Annotated in this window: 21 protein-coding genes; 8 read left to right on the top strand and 13 right to left on the bottom strand. The window is 71.6% G+C overall.

The annotated features are described in order from the left end of the window. Nucleotides 1-25: 25 nt before the first annotated feature. Both ABEA82_RS05245 and ABEA82_RS05240 read right to left on the bottom strand, forming a co-directional pair. Nucleotides 26-676: a response regulator gene (locus tag ABEA82_RS05245; protein WP_345660194.1), complete on the bottom strand. Its 651-nt coding sequence runs from the start codon at nt 674-676 to the stop codon at nt 26-28. Then, nucleotides 673-1,866: a sensor histidine kinase gene (locus tag ABEA82_RS05240; protein WP_345660193.1), complete on the bottom strand. Its 1,194-nt coding sequence runs from the start codon at nt 1,864-1,866 to the stop codon at nt 673-675. Before ABEA82_RS05240 ends, ABEA82_RS05245 begins: the two co-directional genes overlap by 4 nt. A 153-nt stretch (nt 1,867-2,019) precedes the next feature. On the opposite strand from ABEA82_RS05240, the gene ABEA82_RS05235 reads away from it, so the two are divergent. Together ABEA82_RS05235 and ABEA82_RS05230 are read left to right on the top strand one after the other, a co-directional pair. Then, the gene (locus tag ABEA82_RS05235; protein WP_345660192.1) at nt 2,020-2,601 is read left to right on the top strand and encodes a hypothetical protein; all 582 of its coding nucleotides are present in this window, start codon (nt 2,020-2,022) and stop codon (nt 2,599-2,601) included. Beyond that, the gene (locus ABEA82_RS05230; RefSeq protein ID WP_345660191.1) at nt 2,598-2,786 is read left to right on the top strand and encodes a DUF5708 family protein; all 189 of its coding nucleotides are present in this window, start codon (nt 2,598-2,600) and stop codon (nt 2,784-2,786) included. Before ABEA82_RS05235 ends, ABEA82_RS05230 begins: the two co-directional genes overlap by 4 nt. On the opposite strand, the gene ABEA82_RS05225 is transcribed toward ABEA82_RS05230, so the two are convergent. The 3 genes from ABEA82_RS05225 to ABEA82_RS05215 are packed head-to-tail and all read right to left on the bottom strand — an operon-like array spanning nt 2,783 to nt 4,917. Continuing rightward, nucleotides 2,783-3,355 (bottom strand): cob(I)yrinic acid a,c-diamide adenosyltransferase, encoded by a 573-nt coding sequence (locus ABEA82_RS05225; RefSeq protein WP_345660190.1) that lies wholly within the window; start codon nt 3,353-3,355, stop codon nt 2,783-2,785. The two genes, ABEA82_RS05230 and ABEA82_RS05225, sit on opposite strands and share 4 nt — an antisense overlap. A gap of 13 nt (nt 3,356-3,368) precedes the next feature. Next, entirely contained in the window at nt 3,369-4,118 is a 750-nt protein-coding gene (locus tag ABEA82_RS05220) for an ABC transporter permease (protein WP_345660189.1), read from the bottom strand. 16 nt (nt 4,119-4,134) lie between these two features. Then, on the bottom strand, nt 4,135-4,917 hold the full coding sequence (locus tag ABEA82_RS05215) for an ABC transporter ATP-binding protein (RefSeq protein ID WP_345660188.1): 783 nt from the start codon (nt 4,915-4,917) through the stop codon (nt 4,135-4,137). A gap of 114 nt (nt 4,918-5,031) precedes the next feature. On the opposite strand from ABEA82_RS05215, the gene ABEA82_RS05210 reads away from it, so the two are divergent. The 4 genes from ABEA82_RS05210 to ABEA82_RS05195 all read left to right on the top strand — a co-directional run bounded on the left by ABEA82_RS05210 (nt 5,032) and on the right by ABEA82_RS05195 (nt 9,865). Next, the gene (locus ABEA82_RS05210; RefSeq protein ID WP_345660187.1) at nt 5,032-5,673 is read left to right on the top strand and encodes a TetR/AcrR family transcriptional regulator; all 642 of its coding nucleotides are present in this window, start codon (nt 5,032-5,034) and stop codon (nt 5,671-5,673) included. A 126-nt stretch (nt 5,674-5,799) separates the two neighbouring features. Further along, nucleotides 5,800-6,648 carry a 3-hydroxyacyl-CoA dehydrogenase family protein gene (locus ABEA82_RS05205; protein WP_345660186.1) on the top strand — a complete coding sequence of 283 codons (849 nt, stop codon included), beginning with the start codon at nt 5,800-5,802 and terminating at the stop codon, nt 6,646-6,648. A gap of 149 nt (nt 6,649-6,797) precedes the next feature. After that, complete coding sequence (locus ABEA82_RS05200; protein WP_003993003.1) at nt 6,798-7,121, top strand: STAS domain-containing protein; 324 nt, start codon at nt 6,798-6,800, stop codon at nt 7,119-7,121. 266 nt (nt 7,122-7,387) lie between these two features. Continuing rightward, nucleotides 7,388-9,865: an ATP-binding protein gene (locus tag ABEA82_RS05195; RefSeq protein ID WP_345660185.1), complete on the top strand. Its 2,478-nt coding sequence runs from the start codon at nt 7,388-7,390 to the stop codon at nt 9,863-9,865. A 65-nt stretch (nt 9,866-9,930) separates the two neighbouring features. Here the strand turns inward: ABEA82_RS05195 and nucS are convergent, their stop codons facing one another. After that, on the bottom strand, nt 9,931-10,602 hold the full coding sequence (nucS, locus tag ABEA82_RS05190) for an endonuclease NucS (protein WP_345660184.1): 672 nt from the start codon (nt 10,600-10,602) through the stop codon (nt 9,931-9,933). A gap of 256 nt (nt 10,603-10,858) precedes the next feature. On the opposite strand from nucS, the gene ABEA82_RS05185 reads away from it, so the two are divergent. After that, entirely contained in the window at nt 10,859-11,251 is a 393-nt protein-coding gene (locus ABEA82_RS05185) for an SCO5389 family protein (RefSeq protein ID WP_003993005.1), read from the top strand. 81 nt (nt 11,252-11,332) lie between these two features. Here the strand turns inward: ABEA82_RS05185 and ABEA82_RS05180 are convergent, their stop codons facing one another. Beyond that, nucleotides 11,333-12,361 carry an LLM class flavin-dependent oxidoreductase gene (locus ABEA82_RS05180; protein WP_345660183.1) on the bottom strand — a complete coding sequence of 343 codons (1,029 nt, stop codon included), beginning with the start codon at nt 12,359-12,361 and terminating at the stop codon, nt 11,333-11,335. A 264-nt stretch (nt 12,362-12,625) separates the two neighbouring features. On the opposite strand from ABEA82_RS05180, the gene ABEA82_RS05175 reads away from it, so the two are divergent. Next, the gene (locus tag ABEA82_RS05175; protein WP_345660182.1) at nt 12,626-12,958 is read left to right on the top strand and encodes an ATP/GTP-binding protein; all 333 of its coding nucleotides are present in this window, start codon (nt 12,626-12,628) and stop codon (nt 12,956-12,958) included. Nucleotides 12,959-12,988: 30 nt separating this feature from the next. On the opposite strand, the gene ABEA82_RS05170 is transcribed toward ABEA82_RS05175, so the two are convergent. From ABEA82_RS05170 to scy, 6 genes are all read right to left on the bottom strand, one after another. Further along, nucleotides 12,989-13,885: an ABC transporter permease gene (locus tag ABEA82_RS05170; RefSeq protein WP_345660181.1), complete on the bottom strand. Its 897-nt coding sequence runs from the start codon at nt 13,883-13,885 to the stop codon at nt 12,989-12,991. After that, nucleotides 13,882-15,198 (bottom strand): ABC transporter ATP-binding protein, encoded by a 1,317-nt coding sequence (locus ABEA82_RS05165; RefSeq protein ID WP_345660180.1) that lies wholly within the window; start codon nt 15,196-15,198, stop codon nt 13,882-13,884. The genes ABEA82_RS05170 and ABEA82_RS05165 overlap by 4 nt, the downstream gene beginning before the upstream one ends. A gap of 123 nt (nt 15,199-15,321) precedes the next feature. Next, complete coding sequence (locus tag ABEA82_RS05160) at nt 15,322-16,092, bottom strand: ABC transporter permease (RefSeq protein WP_345660179.1); 771 nt, start codon at nt 16,090-16,092, stop codon at nt 15,322-15,324. Nucleotides 16,093-16,094: 2 nt separating this feature from the next. Continuing rightward, on the bottom strand, nt 16,095-17,054 hold the full coding sequence (locus ABEA82_RS05155; RefSeq protein WP_345660178.1) for an ATP-binding cassette domain-containing protein: 960 nt from the start codon (nt 17,052-17,054) through the stop codon (nt 16,095-16,097). Nucleotides 17,055-17,139: 85 nt separating this feature from the next. Further along, entirely contained in the window at nt 17,140-18,075 is a 936-nt protein-coding gene (locus ABEA82_RS05150; RefSeq protein WP_003993012.1) for a coiled-coil domain-containing protein, read from the bottom strand. 206 nt (nt 18,076-18,281) lie between these two features. Further along, nucleotides 18,282-22,229: a polarized growth protein Scy gene (gene scy / locus ABEA82_RS05145; RefSeq protein WP_345660177.1), complete on the bottom strand. Its 3,948-nt coding sequence runs from the start codon at nt 22,227-22,229 to the stop codon at nt 18,282-18,284. Nucleotides 22,230-22,250: the final 21 nt, after the last annotated feature.

Raw genomic sequence — 22,250 nt, 5'->3', positions numbered from 1 at the left:
GTCTGGACCACCGCACTCGTCCCCGTCAGATCCCCAACTCCTGCGCCAGCACCGCCGCTTGCACCCGACTGCGCAGCTCCAGCTTCCCCAGCAACCGGCTGACATGGGTCTTCACGGTCGCCTCGGCCATGTCGAGCCGCTCGGCGATACCCGCGTTGGACAGACCTTCACCCAGGCAGGACAGCACCTCGCGCTCACGCCGGGTCAGCCGGTCCAGGACGGACAGGTCGGCGGCGGGCTCCCGGCTGGGCTTCGCGGCGAACTCGGCGATGAGCCGCCGGGTGACGGCGGGGGAGATGAGGCCCTCTCCGCGCGCCACCGTCCGTACGGCCTCCAGCAGCTGCCTGGCCTCGGTGTTCTTGAGCAGGAAGCCCGCAGCGCCCGCCCGCAGCGCCCCGAAGACGTACTCGTCGAGATCGAAGGTGGTCAGCACCAGCACGTCGGCGAGCCCTTCCGTGACGACCTGCCGGGTGGCCGAGACTCCGTCCAGCCGCGGCATCTGAACGTCCATCAGCACCAGGTCCGGCCGCAGCTCACGGGCCAGCGCCACCGCCTGCTCGCCGTCCGCCGCCTCGCCGACCACCTCGATGTCGGGCGCGCTGCGCAGGATCAGGACCAGCCCCGCGCGGACGGCGGACTGGTCCTCGGCGACGAGGACCCGGACGGTCCCGCTCATGTGGTGTCTCCTTCGACGGTGTCGTTGACGGGCAGGGCGGTGCGTACGACCCAGACCTTGCCCTCGGGCGAGTCCTCGGGTCCGGCCGCGAAGGTGCCGTCCAGCAGGGCCACGCGTTCCTCCATGCCGACCAGACCGGCACCGGAGCCGGGCGCGCGCGGGCCGTCCCGGTCGCCGTAGGGACTGGTGACGTCGACGAGGAGCGAGCCGTCCCGCCGGGCGAGGGACACCGTCACCCGGCCCGGGGCGGCGTGCTTGAGCGCGTTGGTCAGCGACTCCTGCACGATGCGGTAGGCGGCGAGTTCGACGGGCGCGGGCACTTCGCCCTGGTCGGCCTCCAGGGTGACGTCGAGGCCGTTGGTCCGGGCGTTCTCCACCAGCGAGCCCAGGCCGTCGAGCGTCGGGGCCGCGGCCGGCTCCACGTCACCGCTGCTGTCGCGCAGGATGCCGATCAGCCGCCGCATCTCGGCGAGCCCCTCCACGCTGTTCTCGCGGATGACCACCAGGGCCTCCTGGGAGGTCTTCGGGTCGTGGAGGGAGAGGGCGGCGGTGGAGTGGATGGCGATCGCGGACAAGTGGTTGGCGACCATGTCGTGCAGCTCCCGGGCCATCCGGGCGCGTTCTGCGGTGACGGCCTGGGTGCGGTCCATCTCGGCGAGCAGCGCGGTCTGTTCGGCACGCAGCCGGGCCGCCTCGGCGGCCTCGCGGTGGTTGCGGACGATCAGGCCGGTGGCGGCCGGGCCGAACGCCACGATGCCCGTGACCACCCCGATCAGCAGCGCCTCGGGCCGGCGCCACAGGGCGAACGGCACCACGGCCCCCGCCACCGAGAGCAGCCCGGTGATGCGCGGGATGCGGTGGGCCGAGGCGGGCGGGCCGTACAGGACGGCCGCGTACATGAGGTCGGTGTAGATGAGGATCGAGACCAGGTTGCCCTGCGTGACGACGTCCAGGACGATCGCGGCCGTGCCGATCAGCAGGCCGGTGCGCGGGGCGGTCCGGCGCAGCAACTCGCAGCCGGCTAGGACGAACAGCGGCAGCAGGACCGGCCAGCGCCCCGGCAGGAGCACGTACACCTCGGTGCTCGGTCTGGTGGCCAGGCCGACACCCCACAGCAGCAGCCCGCCGAGCAGGCTGCCCAGGGCGACGTAGACGTCGAAACGGCGTGGTCGGGGGAGTCGTGCGGCCATGGCACCATCCAACACGGCCGGTCGCGCCTCGCGCATGATCCCCGCGTAGGGGCTCCGGCTGCATCTTTCGATGTACCCGGGGTTCGTCAGTCGCGACGACGATTCCGGACGCACCCCACGGGAGCCTGAAAAGGTGACCGAGAGGAGCGAACCGTGATCGTCGCACTGATCGCCGCCTGCGAGATCGGCTTCTGGGTACTGCTGGCGGCCGGGCTGAGCGCCCGCTACCTGCTGCGGATGCCCCGTCTGGGGCTGGGCCTGCTGCTGTGCGAGCCGTTGCTGGAGGTCGTCCTGCTGGTCGCCACCGTGCTGGATCTGAGGAGCGGTGCCGAGCCGAACTGGACGCACGGGCTGGCCGCGCTGTACATCGGCTACACCGTCGGCCACGGCCACCGCACCGTGAAATGGCTGGACGGCCACGCCGCCCACCGGCTGGGCGGCGCCCCGCCCCCGCTGGGGCCCCCGCGCTACGGGATGGCCCGGGCGCGCCACGAGGGCAAGGTCTGGCTGGGCACGCTGACGGGCGCGGTCGTCGCGACCGTGCTCCTGCAGCTCGCGATCTGGTACGTGGACGACCCGAGCCGTGTGACCCCCCTGGAGAGCTGGCGCTTCACGGCCTGGCGTGCGGCAGGGATCCACGGACTGATCGCGCTGAGTTATTTCATCTGGCCGCGGAAGGCCCCTGCGGGTGAGCCGGAGGCGGTCACGACATCGAAGGAGAGGAGCCACTCATGAGCAAGGCGAAGCAGTATCTGACCGAAGGTGTCGTCACCTTCCTGATCGGCCTGCTGCTGTGGCGGTTCACCGGCGACGTGGACGTGCCCGTCGTGACCCTGACGAAGGTCGGCATGGTGCTGATGATCGTCGGCGGGGTCCTCTCCGCCAACGGCCTCTGGCACGCCGCGCGAGGGAGAACCTAGCGTTCGCCGCCCGGCACCCACAGCACGTCTCCGACCTCCCTGTTCGCCGTCCTCGCGAGGATGAACAGGAGGTCGGAGAGGCGGTTGAGGTAGGTGGCCGTCAGCGGGTTCATCGTCTCGGCGTGGACTTCGAGGGCCGACCAGGTCGAGCGTTCCGCCCGGCGGACGACCGTGCAGGCCTGGTGCAGCAGGGCCGCGCCGGGAGTGCCGCCGGGCAGGATGAAGGAGCGGAGCTTCTCCAGCCGCTCGTTGAAGCGGTCGCAGTCCGCCTCCAGCTTGTCGATGTAGAACTGCTCGACCCGCAGCGGCGGGAACTCCGGGTTCTCCACCACCGGCGTCGACAGGTCCGCGCCCACGTCGAACAGGTCGTTCTGGACGCGGGTGAGGACCTTGACGATCTCCTCGTCCAGGCCGCCCAGCGCGACCGCCGTGCCGATCGCCGCGTTCGCCTCGTTGGCGTCGGCGTACGCGGAGATCCGCAGGTCGGTCTTGGCGACCCGGCTCATGTCGCCGAGGGCGGTGGTGCCCTGGTCGCCGGTCCTGGTGTAGATGCGCGTCAGATTGACCATGTGGCCAGCGTAGTTACGCCCCGGCGGTTCGGAACACGCGTGTGCCCACTGTCACGGCCAGCGCGGTGAAGCCGACGGCCACCAGAACGCCGTACAGCATGTGATCCGTGGCGTACGAGCCGACGTACGCGTCCCTGACCGCGTCCACCAGATAGCGGAACGGTACGAAGTGGGACAGCACGTCCAGCCATCTCGGCCCCAGTGTCATCGGGAGCATCAGGCCGGACAGCAGCATCATCGGCATCGTCATGGCGTTGATCGCCGGGCCGAACTCCTGCGGGGTGCGGACCTTCATCGCCAGCGCGTACGACAGCGCGGCCAGCGACACCGTCAGCAGCGCGACGAACGCGAAGCCGATCAGGACGCCGGCGAGCGGGGCCCGCAGGCCCATCGCCACTGCCGCCAGTACCAGCAGGACCGCCTGGAAGACGAACACGGTGGCGTCCCGCAGTACCCGCCCCAGCAGCAGGGCGAGGCGGCTGACCGGTGTCACCCGCATCCGCTCCACCACTCCCTGGCCGTTCTCGATGATGATCGAGAAGCCCGCGAAGGACGCCCCGAACAGTCCGAGTTGGAGCAGCAGCCCGGGCACCAGCACCTGCCACGAGCTGCCCTGCCCGCCCAGCGGCAGATCCGTCAGCAGCGGGCCGAAGAACAACAGGTACAGCAGCGGCATCAGCACGCCGAAGAGCAGCGCGAAGCGGGAGCGCAGGGACTGGCGGAGATAGCGCCCGTAGACGAGCGCGGTGTCGTGCGACAGCATCGTGAGTCCTCTGCTCCTATACGGCGAGGGGGGTCTGGTCGGCCGGTGCGGCATTGCGGCCGGTGATGGCGAGGAAGGTGTCCTGGAGCGGGGCGTCGAGCGAGCCGCCGTACTCGAGCTTCAGCGCGCCCGGGGTGCCCTCGGCGACCACCACGCCCTGGTCGACGATGACCAGCCGGTCGGAGAGGGCGTCGGCCTCGTCGAGGTAGTGCGTGGTCAGGAACACCGTCGTGCCGTGCTCGTCGCGCAGCCGGCGCACCAGGTCCCACAGGTCGGCGCGGCTGCCCGGGTCGAGACCGGTCGTCGGCTCGTCGAGGAACAGCACCTTCGGGCGGTGGGTGAGCGCCATCGCGATGTCCAGGCGGCGCCGCTGCCCTCCGGAGAGCGCGGCGCACTTGCGGTCGAGCAGCTCGGTGAGGCCCAGGTCGCGGGCCAGCTCCCCGGCACGCTCGGCGGCCTGCCTCTTCGTCAGCCGGTACAGGCGCCCCTGCGTCACCAGCTCCTCCCGCACGGTGATCTGCGGGTCCACCCCGCCGGACTGCGCCACGTAACCGCTGGCCCGCCGCACCCCGGCCGGGTCGGTGGCCAGGTCGCACCCCGCGACGGTGGCCGCGCCGCCGGTCGGAGCCAGCAGGGTGGTCAGCATCCGCAGGGTCGTGGTCTTGCCGGCCCCGTTCGGGCCGAGGAAGCCGAGGATCTCGCCCTCGCGGACCGTCAGGTCGATACCGCGCACGGCCTCCACGGGGCCGCGTTTCGTCTGGAAGGTACGGGCCAGCCCGGCCGTACTGATGATGGTCATGCCGTCCAGAAAAACAGAACCACTGAAATTTTGCAATGCCTCCAAGATTTCATAGACCCTAAACATGCATGAGCCCCAAAGGTTCATGGGGTCCAAGGAAGCTAGGATCGGGGCATGGCAGAGGGGCTCAGGGAGCGGAAGAAGCGCGAGACCAGACAGCGCATCTCGGACATCGCCACCGGACTGTTCCTGGAGCACGGGTTCGTGTCGGTGACCATCGCGGACGTCGCGGAGGCGGCCGACGTCTCCGTGAACACCGTCTACAACTACTTCCCGGCCAAGGAGGACCTCTTCCTCGACCGCAGCAAGGGCGTCGTCGACCGGCTCTCGCGCTGGGTGCGCGCGCGGGACGAGGGGGAGTCCGCGGCCGCCGCCGTGCTGCGCGAACTGCGCGACGAGGTCGAGGCGGTGTCCCCCCGGGTGGGCCTCATCGAGGGCTATGACCGGTTCATGAAGGTCATTCACGAGGCGCCGCCCCTGCGCTCCCGGCTGTGGGCCATCCAGCAGGAGGTCCAGGACAACCTGGAGGCGACCCTGCGCGAGGAGACCGGCGCCGCGGACGACGACCCGATGCCCACCCTGATCGCCGGGCAGCTCAACTGGCTCCACCAGACGGTGATGGGCACCATCGGCCGGGCGATGGTCGCCGGGCGCGACCGCAACGAGGTGTCCCGCGAGACACTGGTGCTGCTGGACGAGATGGAGGGGCTGTTGAGCGAGAAGGTGCTCAACTACGCCGTCCGAGGCGCCCCGTGACCCCTGCTGGTGTGATGTCCGTCATGTGAGACGTGACGCGCATTACTTACTGGTCACACCGGCCCTCACGAGCGCTAGTGTCCGCCGGAGAGGCAGACATAAACAGCGCGTCAGGGGAGTCGCACAGTGGCAGGGAAGCTCGCCGTCATCGGAGCCGGCCTCATGGGATCCGGCATCGCCCAGGTCTCCGCACAGGCGGGCTGGGAGGTCGTCCTGCGCGACGTCACCGACGAGGCACTCAAGCGGGGCACCGACGGCATCAAGGCGTCGTACGACAAGTTCGTCGCCAAGGGCAAGCTGGAGGCGCACGACGCCGACGCCGCCCTCGCGCGCATCACCGCCACCACCGACCTGGACGCCGCGGCCGACGCGGACGTCGTCGTCGAGGCCGTCTTCGAGAAGCTCGAGGTCAAGCACGAGATCTTCCGTGCCCTCGACAAGATCGTGAAGGACGAGGCGATCCTCGCCTCCAACACCTCCGCGATCCCGATCACCAAGATCGCCGCCGCCACGGAGCGCCCGGAGCGGGTCGTCGGCACGCACTTCTTCTCGCCGGTGCCGATGATGCAGCTGTGCGAACTCGTGCGCGGCTACAAGACCAGTGACGAAACCCTGGCCACCGCCCGGGCGTTCGCCGAGTCGGTCGGCAAGACCTGCATCGTCGTCAACCGCGACGTCGCAGGCTTCGTGACGACCCGTCTCATCTGCGCCCTGGTCGTGGAGGCCGCGAAGCTGCAGGAATCGGGCGTGGCGAGCGCCGAGGACATCGACCTGGCCTGCAAGCTGGGCTTCGGCCACGCCATGGGCCCGCTGGCGACCGCGGACCTGACGGGCGTGGACATCCTGCTGCACGCCACGAACAACATCTACACCGAGTCCCAGGACGAGAAGTTCGCGGCCCCCGAGCTGATGCGCCGGATGGTTGACGCCGGTGACATCGGCCGCAAGAGCGGGCAGGGCTTCTACAAGCACTGAAACCGCACACGCCCCGGGGTCATCACACCCCGGGGTGAATTCGGTATCGGTTCGCTTACAAGAAGCAACCTCTGTGACCTCCACACAGTCAGAGGTTGCATCACCCTTATCAGAACGCGGAGCACGAGACGCACGCACGGGGAGCGCATATGCACATCAGGGGCGACCACGCCGAGCTGGTCGTCGGGGGCCGCCTCGACGTCCGGAGCGCGGCGGACGCCCGTACGGTCCTGCACTCGGCCGTCGACGACGGAGTCGGCGACCTGGTACTGGACCTGTCAGAACTGGACTCCTGGGACGCCACCGGACTGGGCGTGATCATGGGGGCGCACCGTCGGGCCGGCCGCTGCGGCCGGCGCCTGGTCCTGCGCGGCGTGCCGCCGCAGATGCAGCGCCTGCTGGTCGCCACCCGCCTGCACCGGATCCTGGCGATCGAGGGGGGCATCGGGGTGGAGACACTGCCCCGAGTGTGACGGTGCGTGCGGGTGTGAACCGGGCGACCGGGGAGACCCGGACGGACATCGTCCGGTCGTGCGACACGCACAATCCTCACGAGAACGTGACGTCTCGGACGACACGGCACCCCGGACTGTCGTAGATACTGTGCGAAGGTTTAGGGTTCGGCTGCCCGCTGCCTTGAAACCCTTCTAGCGGGCCCGGACCAGAAGCGACAGCGCGGTGTGCAGCAAGGCCGGGAGGGGCTTTCAGAGCACACACTCGCTTTTGGGGGGCTTGACCTATGGACCCGAACACCCGGGGACCCGAGGAGTACGGCCACGAGGGCGACGGCCAGGGGCCGCGCCAGCGTCCGCCCCGGGAATCCCTCACGCCCGACTTCAGCCAGCACGCGCCCGCGCTCGCCCGCACGGTGCAGCTCGTCTCCGGCGACTTCCTGCTGACCGTCAACCCCGTCGACGGCAGTGAGATAGAGGTCTGCCCGCCCGCCGAACGGCCCGCCCGTCCCGTCAAGCTCGGCACGGCCGAGCGGGCCGAGGCCGAACGGGCGGCCCTGCCGCCCGTCCCGCCCGGCCCCGCGCAGCCCGCCCTGCCGCTGCTGGCCCGCCAGGACGAGCGCGAACAGCTCGTACGACTGCTCGCCCGCGGCCGCACCGTCCGCCTCGTCGGCCCCGCCGGCTCCGGCCGCACCCGCCTCCTCGACCTCGTCGCCGAGGACTGCTCGGACCTCGCCCCCGACGGTGTCGTCCGCCTCAACGGCTTCGGCCGCACCTCCGGCGAACTGCTGTACGACCTCTTCTACGCGGTGTACAAAGCCCCCCTGCACCGCCCGGAACGGGACGAACTGCTGACCCACGTCCGTGAGATCGGAGCCGTCGTCGTCCTCGACGACCTCGAGTTCGGCGGGGCCGCGCTCGACGAGCTGCTGGAGGCCACCCCTGAGTGCGCCTTCCTGCTCGGCACCACCCCGGACGTGCCGGCGCCCTCGGCCGACGCCGCCGTCGAGGAGGTCCCCCTCGGCGGCCTCGACCGCGCGGCCGGACGCGAACTGCTGGAGCACGCCGTCGGCCGGCCCCTCACCGAGGAGGAGTCCAACTGGGCGGGTGACCTCTGGTTCGAGTCCGAGGGCCTGCCCCTGCGCTTCGTGCAGGCCGGCGCCCTGCTGCGGCAGCGGGACCGGCTGCGCGCCGGTGCCGCCGACGAGTTCGGCCCCTTCGAGGACACGCCCCCGGCCGAGACGCACGATGCCGCCGACGCCGACGAGGCCTCACTGCCCTCGCTCGGCGAGGCCGCCGCCCCCGCCCCCCTGCTCGCCGCCCGGCTGAGCGCCTCCGCCCGGGCCACGCTGCGGTTCGCCGTCGCCCTCGGCGGTGAGGTCCCGCACCAGGCACATCTGCCCGCCCTGGTCGGCGACACCCACGCCGACGCCGCCCTCGGTGAACTGGCCGCCTGCGGCCTGGTCTCCGCGGTCGGCCCCCGCTACCGGCTCGCCGCCGGTGTCCCGGCCCAGCTGGAAGCCGCCGGCTACGCCGACGAGGCCGAGGCCGGCGCCCGCAGCGCCGCCCAGCACTACTCCTGGTGGGCCGGGCACCCCTCGGTCACGCCGGAGCGGGTGTCCGCCGAGGCCGACGCGCTCCTCGCCGCCCTGGCGGTCCTCACCCCGCTCACCGTGCCTCCCGCCGAGGGCGAGGAGAGCGCGGCCGTGCACCTGGCGCGCACCGCCGCACCCGCGTTCGCCGCCGGACTGCACTGGAACGCCTGGGAGCGGACCCTCAGGGCCGGTGCCGAGGCCGCCCGGCTCGCCGGGGACGTCGCCGAACAGGCGTACTTCCACCATGAGCTCGGCGTCCTCGCCCTGTGCCGCGGACAGCTCGACCGGGCCCGTGCCGAACTGGAGGCCGCCGTCGGCCTGCGCGGCGCCCTCTCCGACAAGCGCGGCACCGTCGCCGGCCGCCGCGCCCTCGCCCTGGTCGCGGACCGTTCGGGCACCCCGCTGAGCCTCGGACCGACCGCGGGTGAGGAGGTGCCCGACGCCCGGTACGAGGAGTCGGCATCCCCGGCCGAGGGTGTTCCGGCGGCCTTCCCGACCCTTCAGAAGCCCGCCTCCCCGACCCTGGTCACCCACCGCTCCACGCCCGCCTCCGCACGGGCGGCCCAGGGTGGCCTCAAGGGCGTGGCCCGGCGCAACCTGGTGGCCGCCGGCGCCGGTGCCCTCCTCGTCGCCGTGCTCGGCACGGTGATGACGCTCGGCGCCACCTCCGACAACGACCGGCACCCCCCGTCCGACCAGGTCGGAGTCAACCCCTCGGCCAGCCAGGGTCTGAGCGGCGGCAGTCTGGGCGCCGACCGTCCGGCGGACGACAGCAACGGCGACACGGGCGCGGCGACGAGCCGCCCGACCGACCCGGGCCCGGACGGCACACCGGGCACGGCGGACGATCCGACACCGACGGGCGAACCGAGCGGTTCGCCGAGCACCGGCGACCCCGGGGCCACGACGAAGCCGCCGACGTCGTCGAAGCCTCCGACGACGTCCAAGCCGCCGTCGACGTCGAAGCCCCCCACGACGTCGAAGCCCCCGACGACCTCCAAGCCGCCGACCTCGCAGCCGCCCACGTCCGAGTCGCCGACCTCGCAACCGCCGACGGCGACTCCGACGACCAGCCCGAGCACCTCGGACACGGCCAGCGGCCCGGCGCCGAGCAGTCCGACCACCACCACCGCGAGCGCGTCGCAGAGCAGCTCGGCGCCGGTGATCTGACACCCGTACACACAGCGGGGCCGGGTCCGTTCCGCGGACCCGGCCCTCTTCGTCGTGGTGGTGTGTCAGAACAGCCGCAGCTTGTCGTCCTCGATGCCCCGCAGCGCGTCGTAGTCGAGGACCTGGCAGCCGATGCCCCGGTCGGTCGCGAGGACGCGGGCCTGGGGCTTGATCTCCTGCGCGGCGAAGACACCGCGGACCGGGGCGAGATGGGGGTCGCGGTTCAGCAGCTCCAGATAGCGCGTCAGCTGCTCCACACCGTCGATCTCACCGCGCCGCTTGATCTCCACCGCGACGGTCTTGCCCTCGGCGTCCCGGCACAGGATGTCGACGGGCCCGATGGCCGTCGGGTACTCGCGGCGGATCAGGGTGTAGCCGTCGCCGAGTGTCTCGATGCGGTCGGCGAGCAGCTCCTGGAGGTGCGCTTCCACGCCGTCCTTGATCAGGCCGGGATCCACACCCAGTTCGTGCGAGGAGTCGTGGAGAACTTCCTCCATCGTGATGATGAGCTTTTCGCCCGCCTTGTTGATGACGGTCCAGACGCCCTCGTCCTCGCCGGTGCCCTCCTTCAGCGTGCAGGGCGGCGACATCCAGTTCAGGGGCTTGTAGGCCCGGTCGTCGGCGTGGATCGAGACGCTGCCGTCCGCCTTCACCAGAATCAGGCGCGGGGCCGAGGGAAGGTGGGCGGTGAGCCGCCCGGCGTAGTCCACGGAGCAGCGGGCAATGACGAGACGCATGGTCGGCAACGCTACTCGACAGGCGCCTGTCGACGCGATTCGCCCTGGAAAACGCGTGTTCAGTAATGGCCGATTGTGTGCATGGTGTGCTCATTGAGAGTGTGCCATCTGCTCATTCTCCTGGTGCCGTCACCGTCGGTTGCTTACCGTATGAACGGGAGGTCGCGACGTGTGTACGCAGCGTGTCCGGTATCGCGAACTCCCTTATCTGTCCGGCAACCCCTGCCCGCCGGGCGGGGGTGCGAGAGGAGAACTCATGTCGCTCGACGTCTCACCGGCCCTACTCGAACAGGCCGAGCGAGGCGAGGTCGACGAAGCGGAATTCGTCGACTGCGTCCGGACCTCCCTGCCCTATGCGTGGGAGATGATCAGCTCCCTGGTGGCCCAGCTGAAGGTGGACGGCGGTGCGTTCGCCGACAACCAGACGCCTCCGCCGGACGAGCAGGCACGCGGTCAGTTGCTGCGTGCGCTTGCGAGTGACGCGATACGCGGCGCGCTGCAACGGCACTTCGGTGTGCGGCTGGCCTTCCAGAACTGCCACCGGGTGGCCGTGTTCCCGCTTGACTCCTCGGTCGACGAGAAGCTGGACCGTTTCACCTCGGTCCGCAGCCAGGTGCTGAACCAGTCGCCCGAGTTCCGCGACTGCTGAGGCGCCGCACGCTTGCCGCTCCGTACGCGGGAGGTGCGGTTTTGTACCGGAGCGGCAAGCCCCCAGGAATCCACGGTGCGCTCAGACGAGTTGGGGGAGCACCTCGGCCCCCAGCCGCCTTACGTTCTCCTCGGTCGCCGCCAGATCCCCGGAGCCCTCGACGAGCAGGGCGAAGCGGGAGATGCCGGTCCGCTCGCTGGTCGCCGCCAGCCGGTCGGCGCACAGCCGCGGGGTGCCCACCGGGTGCAGCCCGCAGAGCAGCTCGGTGTAGGCCAGCGGGTCACGCATCCTGCGCGTGCGCCCGTCGACCGTGACGTGCGCCTCCAGGCCCTGCTTCAGCCAGCCGGGCATCGCCTTCATCAGCGTCTCCGCCGCGTCGACCCGCCGGTCCGCGATCTGGCAGACGCCCGCCGACACATGGGACGCCCCGAGGATCTCTTCGGACGGCCGGCCGCACGCCCGCGCGTGCTGCCGCCACAGGGCGACCATGTCGGCCTTCTCCTCGTCCCCCACGTGCATCCCGAGCAGCATCGGCAGGCCGCGCTCGGCCGCCAGCCGTACGCTCGACGGCGAGGTGCAGGCGACGACCACTTCGGGCCCCGCGATCTCGCCCAGAGCCTCCGACGGCCGGGGCACCACCGGGACCGCACGGAAGCGGAAGCGCTCCCCGTCGGCCGCCACGGACGGCTCGCGCAGCCAGCGCACCAGAAGGTCCAGGGACTCCGGGAACCCTTTCTCGTACGCCTCCAGGCCCGCGCCGAACACCTCCAGGTCGACCCACGGCCCGCCCCGGCCGACACCGAGCGTGAAACGGCCGCCGCTCGTGTGGTGCAGCAGCGCGGCCTGTTCGCCGAGGGCCACGGGGTGGGCGGTGGGCAGGACACTGACCGCCGTGCCGACCCGGAGGCGACGGGTGCGGCCCAGCAGCAGTGCGGCCAGCGTGACGGCCGACGGGCAGGTGCCGTAGGGCACGAAGTGGTGCTCGGCCAGCCAGGCCGTGTCGAGCCCGGCCTCCTCGGCCACCTCGGCCGAGCGGACCGCGCGGTGCAGCGCTTCTCCCTCGCCCTGACCGGGGAACTGGGCCGCCAACACGAAACTTCCAACGCGCATTGCTTTCCTGCTTCCTTGGCTCCGACACGGAGCTCCCCCACAGGGCATAACCGTCTGACACGTGCCGAGGACACGGCCGGGCGGAGTATTTTGCGGATTGTCTGCAGAATGGAGCGTTCCGCGCGGAGCCCGGGGGAGACCCGGCGGGGAGCCCGCCTCGCGCGACGAGGCACTTGTGGCGATTGGTGCCGTACGCGTACCCCCGTCCGCGCCGCGTAGGCTGGACACGGCCCGTGCTCCCTGTATAGCCCCGAGAGGTGTCCCGTGTCTCCGCGTCGCAACCGACCCAACGGCGCCGGTTCTTCCGGCCGGAGCGCCGAGGACGACCGCCCCGGCCGCTACGGCGGCTGGCAGGCCTCGCAGGACTGGCAGGGCGAGAACTGGAACGTGCGGCACGTGGCCGGCGCGAGCGCGCAGGGCAAGTCCTACCGCTGCCCCGGCTGCGACCAGATGATCCCCGACGGTGTGCCGCACGTGGTGGCCTGGTCCGAGCACACGGGCGTCGACGACCGCCGGCACTGGCACAAGGCCTGCTGGAACGCGCGGGACCGCCGCACCCCCGGGGTGCGGCGGTCCCGAAACGCGCCGAGATTCTAGGCCGCTCGCGGTCGGCTCCAGGTCCTGTGACTACACGTCCCGCTTCTCCAGCAGCGCGAAGGCGCCGCCGAAGGCCACGGCCGTGACACCGAGGATGATCCACAGGGGGTCCCAGCCGGACGGGCCGGACTGGCTGAGGGAGTTGGCGTAGAAGACGCTGAGCTGGTTCGGGATCGAGTACTCCAACAGGGCGTCGCGCACGGCTGCGAGGGACTCGGAGAACATGAACAGCGCGATCACCAGCGGGGCCAGCAGGACACCGATCATGATGGTGATGGCGCCCGCCGAGTGCCGGATGATCGAGCCGACGACGAGCGAGAGCAGGCCCAGCAGCGCGATGTAGAGCGCGATGCCGACCGTGGCCTTCAGCCACTCGCCGCCGGTGGGGTCCGCGGCGCCGCTGCCCTCCATCATGGCCACGTGCAGGAACGCGACGATGGAGGCGGACACCAGCGTCACCACGAACGCGACCAGGAAGAACACGATGGCCTTCGCCGCCAGCACCCGTCCGCGGCTCGGGCAGGCGACCATCGTGGTACGGACCATGCCCGTGCCGTACTCGGAGGCCGTGGTCAGCACGCCCAGCGTGATGATGCACATGCTGCCGAGCAGCAGCCCGAAGAAGCCCAGGGACAGTGCGTTCTCGCCGGCCAGGGCGTCGTCCGGGGAGGAGCTCGACACCACCACGCCGGTCAGCAGGCCGATGCCCACGACGAGCAGGACGAACACGCCGAGCGTCCACATCGTGGAGCGCACCGACCTGATCTTCGTCCACTCGGAGGCGATGGCGTGCCCGAGGTGCGTGCGCACGACCGGGATCGGCGAGGTGTAGCCCGGGTACGCCGAGCCGGGGGCGGGATGCGTGGCACCGGGTGCCGCCTCCCAGCGGGGTGCGGCCTGCGGCATCTGGGGCTGGGGGCTGCTCATCGGGCGTCCTCGGGCTTGGTCAGGTCGGAGGTCGGGACGGGAGCGGGCGCGGCGGCGGGCGCCGCCGGGGCCTGGGGCGCCGGGCCCGCGGGCTGTGCGGGGGCCTGCGGCGGCTGAGGGGCGCTCTGGGCGGGCGCCTGCGGCGCATGGCCTGCCGACTGGGCGTACGGGTTGGGCGTACCCGCGCCGGAGGCGTCAGGGGCGCCCGGGACCCCGGGTGCGCCGTACGGGCCCGACGGCGCCTGGCCCGGCGCCCCCTGCGGCGGCATCCCGAACGGCTGGCTGCCCTGCTGGGGCGGCGGCGGGGCGTACCAGCCGGGCTGGCCCTGCCCCGGCACCGGCATCGGCGGCTGCGCGCCCGGCGGCAGCGGCTGCTGGAGGCCTTCCTTCTGGTCGATGGTCGAGCGGTAGTCGACCGCGCCCTGCGTCATCCGCATGTATGCCTCCTCCAGCGAGGCCTGGTGCGGCGACAGCTCCCACAGCCGTACGTCGGTGCCGTGCGCGATGTCGCTGATGCGGGGCAGCGGCAGCCCGGTCACGCGCAGCGCCCCGTCCTGCTCGGGCAGCACATGACCGCCCGCCTCGGTGAGCGCGGCCGACAGCTTCTCGCGCTGCTGCGGCTCGGTGTCGGGCGTCCGGACGCGTGCGAAGTCCGCGGAGTTCGCGGAGATGAAGGCCGTCACGCTCATGTCGGCGAGCAGCTGACCGCGCCCGATGACGATGAGGTGGTCGGCGGTGAGCGCCATCTCGCTCATCAGGTGGGAGGAGACGAAGACCGTACGGCCCTCCGCCGCCAGCGCCTTCATCAGGTTGCGGACCCAGAGGATGCCCTCGGGGTCGAGGCCGTTGACGGGCTCGTCGAACAGCAGCACCTGCGGGTCGCCGAGCAGCGCGGCGGCGATGCCGAGCCGCTGCCCCATGCCGAGGGAGAAGCCCTTGGACCGCTTCTTGGCCACGTCCTGGAGACCGACGACCCCGAGCACCTCGTCCACGCGCCGGGCCGGGATGCCCGACAGCTGGGCCAGGCTCAGCAGATGGTTGCGGGCGGCCCGGCCGCCGTGCACCGCCTTGGCGTCCAGCAGGGCCCCGACCTGGCGAGGGGCATTGGGCAGCTTGCGGTACGGATAACCGCCGATCGTCACCTGCCCGGCCGTCGGATTGTCCAGACCGAGGATCATCCGCATCGTCGTCGACTTGCCCGAGCCGTTCGGCCCGAGGAAGCCGGTGACGGCTCCGGGCCGCACCTGGAAGGAAAGGTTGTACACAGCGGTCTTGTCGCCGTAGCGCTTCGTCAGGCCGACTGCTTCGATCATGCTCCGCACCCATCGCAAGGTTCAGGACAGCGGGGCACACGCCCCCGTAAGGGTTAGGAGCCTATCGACGAGCTGACGGTTCCACCCAAATCAAAGTAAAGGGTGGGGCGCGACACCCCCGCCCTAGGCGTCGCGCTTCTTCAGCAGCACGTACCCGCCGACGAGTGCCGCGAGGACCCACAGCCCCATGATCCCGAGGCCGCCCCACGGTCCGTACGGGGTGTCGTCGTCGACGGGGGTGACCACCTGCATGATCTTGCTGCCGGCCTGGTCCGGAAGAAACCGGCCGACCTTTTTCGTCGCGTCGACGTTCCCGAGGATGTTGGAGATCAGGAAGAAGAACGGCATCAGGATGCCCAGCGACAGCATCGGCGAGCGCAGCATCGCGGCGACGCCCATCGAGAACATCGCGATGAGGGCCATGTAGAGGCCCCCGCCGATCACGGCCCGCAACACCCCCGGGTCACCGATCTCCGCCCGGTGGTCGCCAAGCATCGCCTGCCCCAGGAAGAACGCGGCGAAGCTGGTGACGAGGCCGACGAGGAGGGCGAGACCGGTGGCCACCGCGATCTTGCTGAACAGGAACGAGCCGCGCTTCGGCACCGCGGCCAGTGAGGTGCGGATCATGCCGGTGCTGTACTCGTTCGACACCACCAGCACCCCGAACACGATCATCGCGAGCTGACCGAGACTCATCCCCGCGAAACTGATGAACGTCGGGTCGAACTGCGCCCGGTCCCGCGCGCTCATGCTGTCGAACTCGTTCTTCGACAGGGCGGAGATCAGCATGCCGAGGGCGACCGTCACGACCACCACCAGCGAGAGCGTCCACACCGTGGACGCCACCGACCGGATCTTGGTCCACTCCGACCGTACGACCTGGGTCGTCGCCATGCTCAGCCCCTCTTCCAGCCGTCGCCCCACTGCTGCTGTGGCGGCTGCGGGCTCGTCTCGCTGTGTGCGTGGTACTCCACCGACTCCGCGGTGAGCTGCATGAACGCCTCCTCCAGTGAGGCCTGCTGCGGGCTCAGTTCGTGCAGCGTGAGCCCGTGCCGCGCCGCCAGTTCACCGACGAGCTCGGCCTTGCCGCCGTCCACCTCCAGCACCCCGTCACCGCTCTCGACGGCCACGATCCCGGCCTGGTGCAGCACGTCGAGCAGCCGCTCCCGCTGCGGGCTGCGGACCCGGACGTACGACCGTGAGTTGCGGGCGATGAAGTCGGCCATGGAGGTGTCCGCGAGCAGCCGGCCCTGCCCGATGACGACGAGGTGCTCGGCCGTCAGGGCCATCTCGCTCATCAGATGGGAGGAGACGAACACGGTCCGCCCCTGCGCCGCCAGAGACTTCATCAGGGTGCGGATCCAGTGGATGCCCTCGGGGTCGAGGCCGTTCACCGGCTCGTCGAACATCAGGATCCGCGGATCGCCGAGCAGCGCGGCCGCGATACCGAGCCGCTGCCCCATGCCCATCGAGAAGCCCTTGGTCTTCTTCCGCGCGACCGCCGTCAGCCCGACCGTCTCCAGCACCTCCCGCACCCGGCTGCGCGCTATGCCGTTGCTCTGCGCGAGGCACAGCAGGTGGTTGTAGGCGGTCCGCCCGCCGTGCCAGGCCTTGGCCTCCAGCAGGGCGCCGATGTACGTCAGCGGGTCCTTGAGCTGGTGGTATCGCTTGCCGTCGATACGGACGTGGCCGGCGGTGGGGTGGTCGAGACCCAGGATCATCCGCATGGTCGTGGACTTGCCCGCACCGTTGGGCCCGAGGAAGCCCGTGACGATGCCCGGTCTGACGGTGAAGGACAGGTTGTTGACCGCCACCTTCTCGCCGTAACGCTTGGTCAGCCCCTCGAGCTCAATCATGCCGCCACGCTAGAACGTGACAAAGCCCTCTGCCACCCGAGCGGCAGAGGGCTTTGCGGAGATTCAGACTCCGTATGCCGGGCTGTTACCGGGACTGCTGGGCCGGCACCCCACGGGAGATCGGCTCGTCCTCGGCCGGCGTACCGGCGGCGGCCACCGCGGCGCCCGTGAGCGTGGCGAGCATCTCGCGGACGTTCGTCAGCTGGGCGTTGATGCTGTCGCGGCGGTTGGTGAGGGCCGCGAGCTCCCGCTCGGATTCCGAACGGATGCGGTCGGCCTTGGCGTTGGCGTCGGCCACGATGTCCTCGGCCTGACGCTGGGCCGTCTCCACCGTCTGGCGGGCGCGGCGCTCGGCGTCCGTGCGCAGCTTCTCGGCCTCCAGCCGCAGCTGCTCGGCGCGGTGCTCGATCTCGGCGAGACGCTTCTCGGCCTTGGCCTGACGGGAGGCCAGGTCGCGCTCGGACTGCTCCCGGCGCTTGGCGAGGTTCGTCTCGAAGTCGGCGGCGGCCTGCGCGGCCTTGGCGCGGGTCTCCTCGAAGAGGGCGTCCGCCTCCTCGCGCTTGGACTGCGCGTCCTTCTGCGCCTCGGAACGCAGCTGGGAGGCGTCACTCTTGGCCTTCTCGACGATCCGCAGACCCTCGTCCTCGGCCTTGGCCTTGCGCTCCGCCGAGTACGCCTCGGCGTCGTTGCGCACCTGCTGGGCCGCCGACTCGGCGAGCTCACGGTGCTGCTCGGCCGCGCGCCGGGCCTCCTCGCGCAGGTCCTTCGCCTCTTCCTCGGCGAGGCGGAGGATCTTCTCCACACGCGCGCCGAGACCGGCGTACGACGGCTCGGCGTCGTTGACCTGGGCTTGGGCGTTCTGCGTCTCGAGGTGGAGCTCTTCGATGCGCTTTTCCAGAGCGGTGATGCGGGCGAGAGCGCTGTCACGGTCGGAGACGAGCTTGGAGATACGTTCGTCCACCTGAGCGCGGTCGTACCCACGCCGCACAAGCTCGAAGCCGTAGGGGGAAGTGTCGCTCATGGGGTTCCTGTCGAAAGAGACCGGTGAGGTGATAGGTGGAATCCTAGGGGCCGAAACGGTGTGTCATCGAGCGGATGCGCGTTTGATCTGGAAAATGACACCCCTTTTGGGTGGCTCCCCACAGGACGGCTTGCCAAAGACTCGGTCAACGGCCCCGGCAGACACCGGACTCACCCTCCAGTCTGGCCCGGACCGCCGGGCAGGTTCTAGCCTTCCGAGGACTTGCCACCCGAACGGGGTGCGCCGACCGTCGCGCCCGCCTTGACCCCGTTGTCCTTCGCCGGGGACGGGGCCTCGAAGGACTCCAACGCCTCCAGGACGTCCTGGACACGGGAGATCTCCGCATTGATGTCCTCGCGACGGCGGACCAGGACCTCCAGCTCGCGCTTGCCCTCCTCGACCGTGCGCTTGGCCTCGCGGATCGCCTCGGCCTTGAGCTCCTCGGCCTCCCGGACCAGCGTGGTCTTCTTCTGCTCGGCCTCCTTGAGCAGCCCCTCCGCCTTCTTCACCGCGGCGATACGGACCTTGCCCGCCTCGGAGTTGGCCTCCGAGACGATCTCCTTGGCCTTCGCCTGTGCCTTCGCGAGCTGCTCCTCGGCGGCCTTGACGAGCGCGTCGCAGCGGTCGCCCGCCGTCTTCATCGCCTCCGCCGACTCCCGGCGGGCCCGCTCGTGCAGCTCCTCGATCTCCCCGGTGATCCGGTCGCGCAGCTCCTCCGCGCGCTCCCTGATCTGCGTGGCGTCCCGGCGCGCGCCGACCAGCAGATCGTCCGCGTCCGTACGGGCCTTCTCCACCAGCGAGTTGCCCTCGACGGTCGCCTCGGACACCAGCCGGTCGGCCTCCTTGCGGGCCGCGCCCACCATCGTGTCGGCCTGCGACTCGGCCTCCGCGGTGGTCTTGTGCGCCTGCTGCTGCGCCTCGGTGAGCAGCTTGTCGGCCTCCGCCGTGGTCTCCGTGATGAGCTTGTCGACCTGCTCGGCCGCCTCGGAGCGCCGCTTGTTGGCGTCCTTGCGGGCCTCGTCCAGCGTGCGGTCGGCCTCCTCGCGCGCCGACGTGACGAGCCGCTCCGCCTCCGCCTCGGCGGCGGCCTTGACGCGGTCGGCCTCGCCGCGGACCCGCTCGGCGTGCTGCTGCGCCGAGCCGACCGTCTCGGCGGCCTCGGCCCGCAGCCGCTCCGCCTCGCCCGTCGCCTCGCCGACCAGCTGTTCGGCCTTGGCGACCGCCTCGGCCCGCACCCGATCGGCCTTCGCGGCCGCCTCGGACCGGACGCGCTCGGCCTCGGAGAGGGCCTCGGTACGGACCCGTTCGGCCTCGGTGACCGTCTCCATCCGCAGCCGGTCGGTCTCCTGGATCGTCTCGGTGGTGAGCCGCTCCGCCTCGCTGCGCGCCTCGGTGATGAGCGTGTCCGCCTGCGTCGCCGCGTCCGAACGGATGCGGTTGGCGTCCTCACGGGCGTCCGCCCGGGTGCGCGAAGCGCTCTGCTCGGCCTCGGCGATGGCGTCCGCCGCCTCCGTACGCGCCCGCTGGGCGTGCTCGGCGACATCCGCGCGGATCCGCTCCGCCTCCGTGATCGCCTCGGACATCGTCCGCTCGGCGAGCGTCTTGGCGGCCTCGGTCTCCTCGTGCGCCTCGCGCCGCAGCCGGGCGGCGTCCTCGCTCGCCCGTTCCCGCTCCGCGTAGGCGTCCGAGCGGACCCGGTCCGCCTCCTCCTGGGCTTCCCGGCGCGTCCGGTCCGCCGCGTGCTCGGCGGCGCTGCGCAGCCCGGAGATCTCCTCCTGGGCCTGCTCGTGCAGCCCGGCGACGGAGTCGCGGACCTGCTGGGCGTGCTGCTCGGCCGCGGACACCATCTCCGTGGCCCGCCGGTCGGCCTCCTCGACCAGCCGGACGGCCTCGGTCTGCGCCTCCTCCACGCGCTTGCGCGCCGAGGCCAGCAGTTCCTCGCTCTGCTCGCGGGCCCGCTCGCGCTCCTGGTCGGCCTCCTGCCGGGCGCTGCCGAGCAGTTCCTCGGCCTCACGCCGGCGCCGGTTGGCCTCCTCCTGGGCGGCGGCCAGCGTCTCGGACGCCTCCGTGGCCAGCCGCTCGGCGGCGGCCTGCGCCTCCGCGCGCACCCGGTCGGCGCTCTCCTGTGCCTCCGACTTCAGCCGTTCGGCCTCGTTCGCGGCCTCCGAGCGCAGGCGTACGGCGACGGCCTCGCCCTCGGCGCGCGCGGCGGAGGCGTCGGACGCGGCCTCGTCGCGCAGCCGCTCGGCCTCCGCCTCGGCCTGCTGCTGGAGCGTACGGATCCGCTCGGCGGCCTCCGACCGCAGCCGCTCGTTCTCCTCGGCGGCCTCGCGACGGATCCGGGCGGCCTCCTCACGGGCCTCCGACAGCGCCTGCTCGGCCGCGGTGAGCCGCTCCTCCGCCTCCGTCTGGAGCCGCGTCAGCTCCTCGGCGGCCTCGGCGCGGCGGGCCTCTATGGCCCGCTCGGTCTCCTCGTGGAGCTCCAGCACCGCGCGCTCGGCGTCCGCCTTGAGGGACTCGGCCTGCTCGATGACCTCCTCGCGGTGCCGCTCGGCCTCCTGCCGGGTGCGCTGGAGGGTCTCCTCGGCCTGCCGGCGCAGGGTCGTCGCCCGCTCGATGGCCTCCGTACGGACCTTCTCGCTGTCCGTCTGGGCCGTCGTCCGCAGCTCGTCCGCGTCCGCCTTGGCCTTGGCGAGCAGCTCCTCGGCGGACCGCGCCGCCTCCTCGATCTGCGCCACGGCCTCCTTGCGGGCCTCGGCGCGGATCTTCTCGCCCTCCTCGACCGCGTCCGCCCGCAGCTGCTCGGCCTCACCGCGCAGCCGGCGGGCCTCCTCCTGGAGCTCGACGGTCTTGGCGCGGTACTCCTTGGTGTCGTCCTTCGCCGCGCCCTTGAGCTCCGCGGCGATGTCGTGCGCCTCGGCGCGCAGCCGGTCCGCCTCGGCCTCGGCCTCCCTGCGGATCCGCTCGGCCTCCTCGGCCGCGGCCTTGGTGGTCTTCTTGGCGTCCTCCGACGCCTTGGTGAGGACCTCCTCGGCGGTCCGGGCCGCCTTGGACAGCTGGGTCGCGGTCTCCTCGGCGGTGAGCGTACGGGCCTTCTCGGAGGCCTCCGCGACGATCTTCTCCGCCTCGGCGCGGGCGTCCGCGACCAGCTGCTCGGCCTCGGACTTGGTGTTCTCGGCCTCCTTCGTGGCCTCCTCGACCAGCCGGGCGACCTGCTCCTTGGCCGTGCGCGTGCGCGTCTCGTTCGCGGACTCCGCGCTGGCCAGGGCCTTGGCGGCGGCGTCCTTGGCCTCGGCGACCATCTTGTCCGCCTCGGCCTGCGCCTTGCGCAGCGCCTCCTCGGCCTCGGCCATCCGCTGCTCGGCGGCCTTGCTCAGCTCCTGGGCCTCGCGGCGCGCGGACTCCGACTCGCTGACCGTGGACGTGCGCAGCTGCTCGGCGTGGTCCGTGGCCTCCTGCGCCTGCGTGGAGGCGGCGTTCAGCAGCCGCTCGGCGTCCGTGCGGGCACGCCGCAGGATCTGCTCGGCCTCGGCACGGGCCTCCTCGGCCGCGTTCGTCAGCCGCTGCCGGGCCTCATTGGCCAGCCGCTCGGCCTCCGCGCGGGCGGTGGCCAGGGACTGCTCGGCCTCGGCCCGGGACTCCTCCAGCAGCCGGCGGGCCTGCTGCTCGGTGCGGGCCCGCAGCTGCTCCGCCCACGCCACGTTCTCGTTGACGTGCGACTCGACCGTCTGGCGGCGCTCGGCCAGCTCCTGGTCCAGCTGCTGGCGGCGGGTCACCGCCTCCTGGTGCAGCTCCGCCTGGAGCCGGGCCGCCTGCTCGGCGTGCTCCTGGAGGATCCGCTGGGTCTGGGCCCGGGCCTCGCTCAGCTCGCGGTCGGCGTCCGCGCGGATCTGGTCGGCCTGCACCTGCGCGTTGCGCAGCAACTGCTCGGCCTGCCAGCCGATGTCGCCCCCCTCGAAGGAGGGCCGGGACATGATGGTGCGCCGCGCCTCGTGCAGCTTGGCGCGCAGCACCTCGACCTGGTAGCCGAGGTCCTCGGCGTGCTGGATCGCCTTTTCCCGCTCGGTCTTCAGCCGCTTCATCTCGGCTTCGAACCGAGAGAGGTGGTCGACGTCAGCCGCCGGCTCTCGCTCCTGGCTCTCGTAGCCCCGCACTGCGCGGTCCCATCCGTCCCC

Source organism: Streptomyces venetus, from assembly GCF_039540295.1.
Lineage (GTDB): Bacteria > Actinomycetota > Actinomycetes > Streptomycetales > Streptomycetaceae > Streptomyces > Streptomyces venetus.
This window is presented reverse-complemented; position numbering and strand designations above follow the sequence as displayed.

What these genes read in the sequence shown, in the direction of transcription:
- ABEA82_RS05160 (WP_345660179.1), bottom strand. Translation starts at nt 16,092, where the DNA reads ATGGCGACGACCCAGGTCGTACGGTCGGAGTGGACCAAGATCCGGTCG.
- ABEA82_RS05185 (WP_003993005.1), top strand. Translation starts at nt 10,859, where the DNA reads ATGTCGCTCGACGTCTCACCGGCCCTACTCGAACAGGCCGAGCGAGGC.
- ABEA82_RS05195 (WP_345660185.1), top strand. Translation starts at nt 7,388, where the DNA reads ATGGACCCGAACACCCGGGGACCCGAGGAGTACGGCCACGAGGGCGAC.
- ABEA82_RS05180 (WP_345660183.1), bottom strand. Translation starts at nt 12,361, where the DNA reads ATGCGCGTTGGAAGTTTCGTGTTGGCGGCCCAGTTCCCCGGTCAGGGC.
- ABEA82_RS05245 (WP_345660194.1), bottom strand. Translation starts at nt 676, where the DNA reads ATGAGCGGGACCGTCCGGGTCCTCGTCGCCGAGGACCAGTCCGCCGTC.
- nucS (WP_345660184.1), bottom strand. Translation starts at nt 10,602, where the DNA reads ATGCGTCTCGTCATTGCCCGCTGCTCCGTGGACTACGCCGGGCGGCTC.
- ABEA82_RS05200 (WP_003993003.1), top strand. Translation starts at nt 6,798, where the DNA reads ATGCACATCAGGGGCGACCACGCCGAGCTGGTCGTCGGGGGCCGCCTC.
- ABEA82_RS05155 (WP_345660178.1), bottom strand. Translation starts at nt 17,054, where the DNA reads ATGATTGAGCTCGAGGGGCTGACCAAGCGTTACGGCGAGAAGGTGGCG.
- ABEA82_RS05240 (WP_345660193.1), bottom strand. Translation starts at nt 1,866, where the DNA reads ATGGCCGCACGACTCCCCCGACCACGCCGTTTCGACGTCTACGTCGCC.
- ABEA82_RS05210 (WP_345660187.1), top strand. Translation starts at nt 5,032, where the DNA reads ATGGCAGAGGGGCTCAGGGAGCGGAAGAAGCGCGAGACCAGACAGCGC.
- ABEA82_RS05220 (WP_345660189.1), bottom strand. Translation starts at nt 4,118, where the DNA reads ATGCTGTCGCACGACACCGCGCTCGTCTACGGGCGCTATCTCCGCCAG.
- ABEA82_RS05225 (WP_345660190.1), bottom strand. Translation starts at nt 3,355, where the DNA reads ATGGTCAATCTGACGCGCATCTACACCAGGACCGGCGACCAGGGCACC.
- ABEA82_RS05150 (WP_003993012.1), bottom strand. Translation starts at nt 18,075, where the DNA reads ATGAGCGACACTTCCCCCTACGGCTTCGAGCTTGTGCGGCGTGGGTAC.
- ABEA82_RS05230 (WP_345660191.1), top strand. Translation starts at nt 2,598, where the DNA reads ATGAGCAAGGCGAAGCAGTATCTGACCGAAGGTGTCGTCACCTTCCTG.
- ABEA82_RS05165 (WP_345660180.1), bottom strand. Translation starts at nt 15,198, where the DNA reads ATGATCGAAGCAGTCGGCCTGACGAAGCGCTACGGCGACAAGACCGCT.
- ABEA82_RS05170 (WP_345660181.1), bottom strand. Translation starts at nt 13,885, where the DNA reads ATGAGCAGCCCCCAGCCCCAGATGCCGCAGGCCGCACCCCGCTGGGAG.
- ABEA82_RS05215 (WP_345660188.1), bottom strand. Translation starts at nt 4,917, where the DNA reads ATGACCATCATCAGTACGGCCGGGCTGGCCCGTACCTTCCAGACGAAA.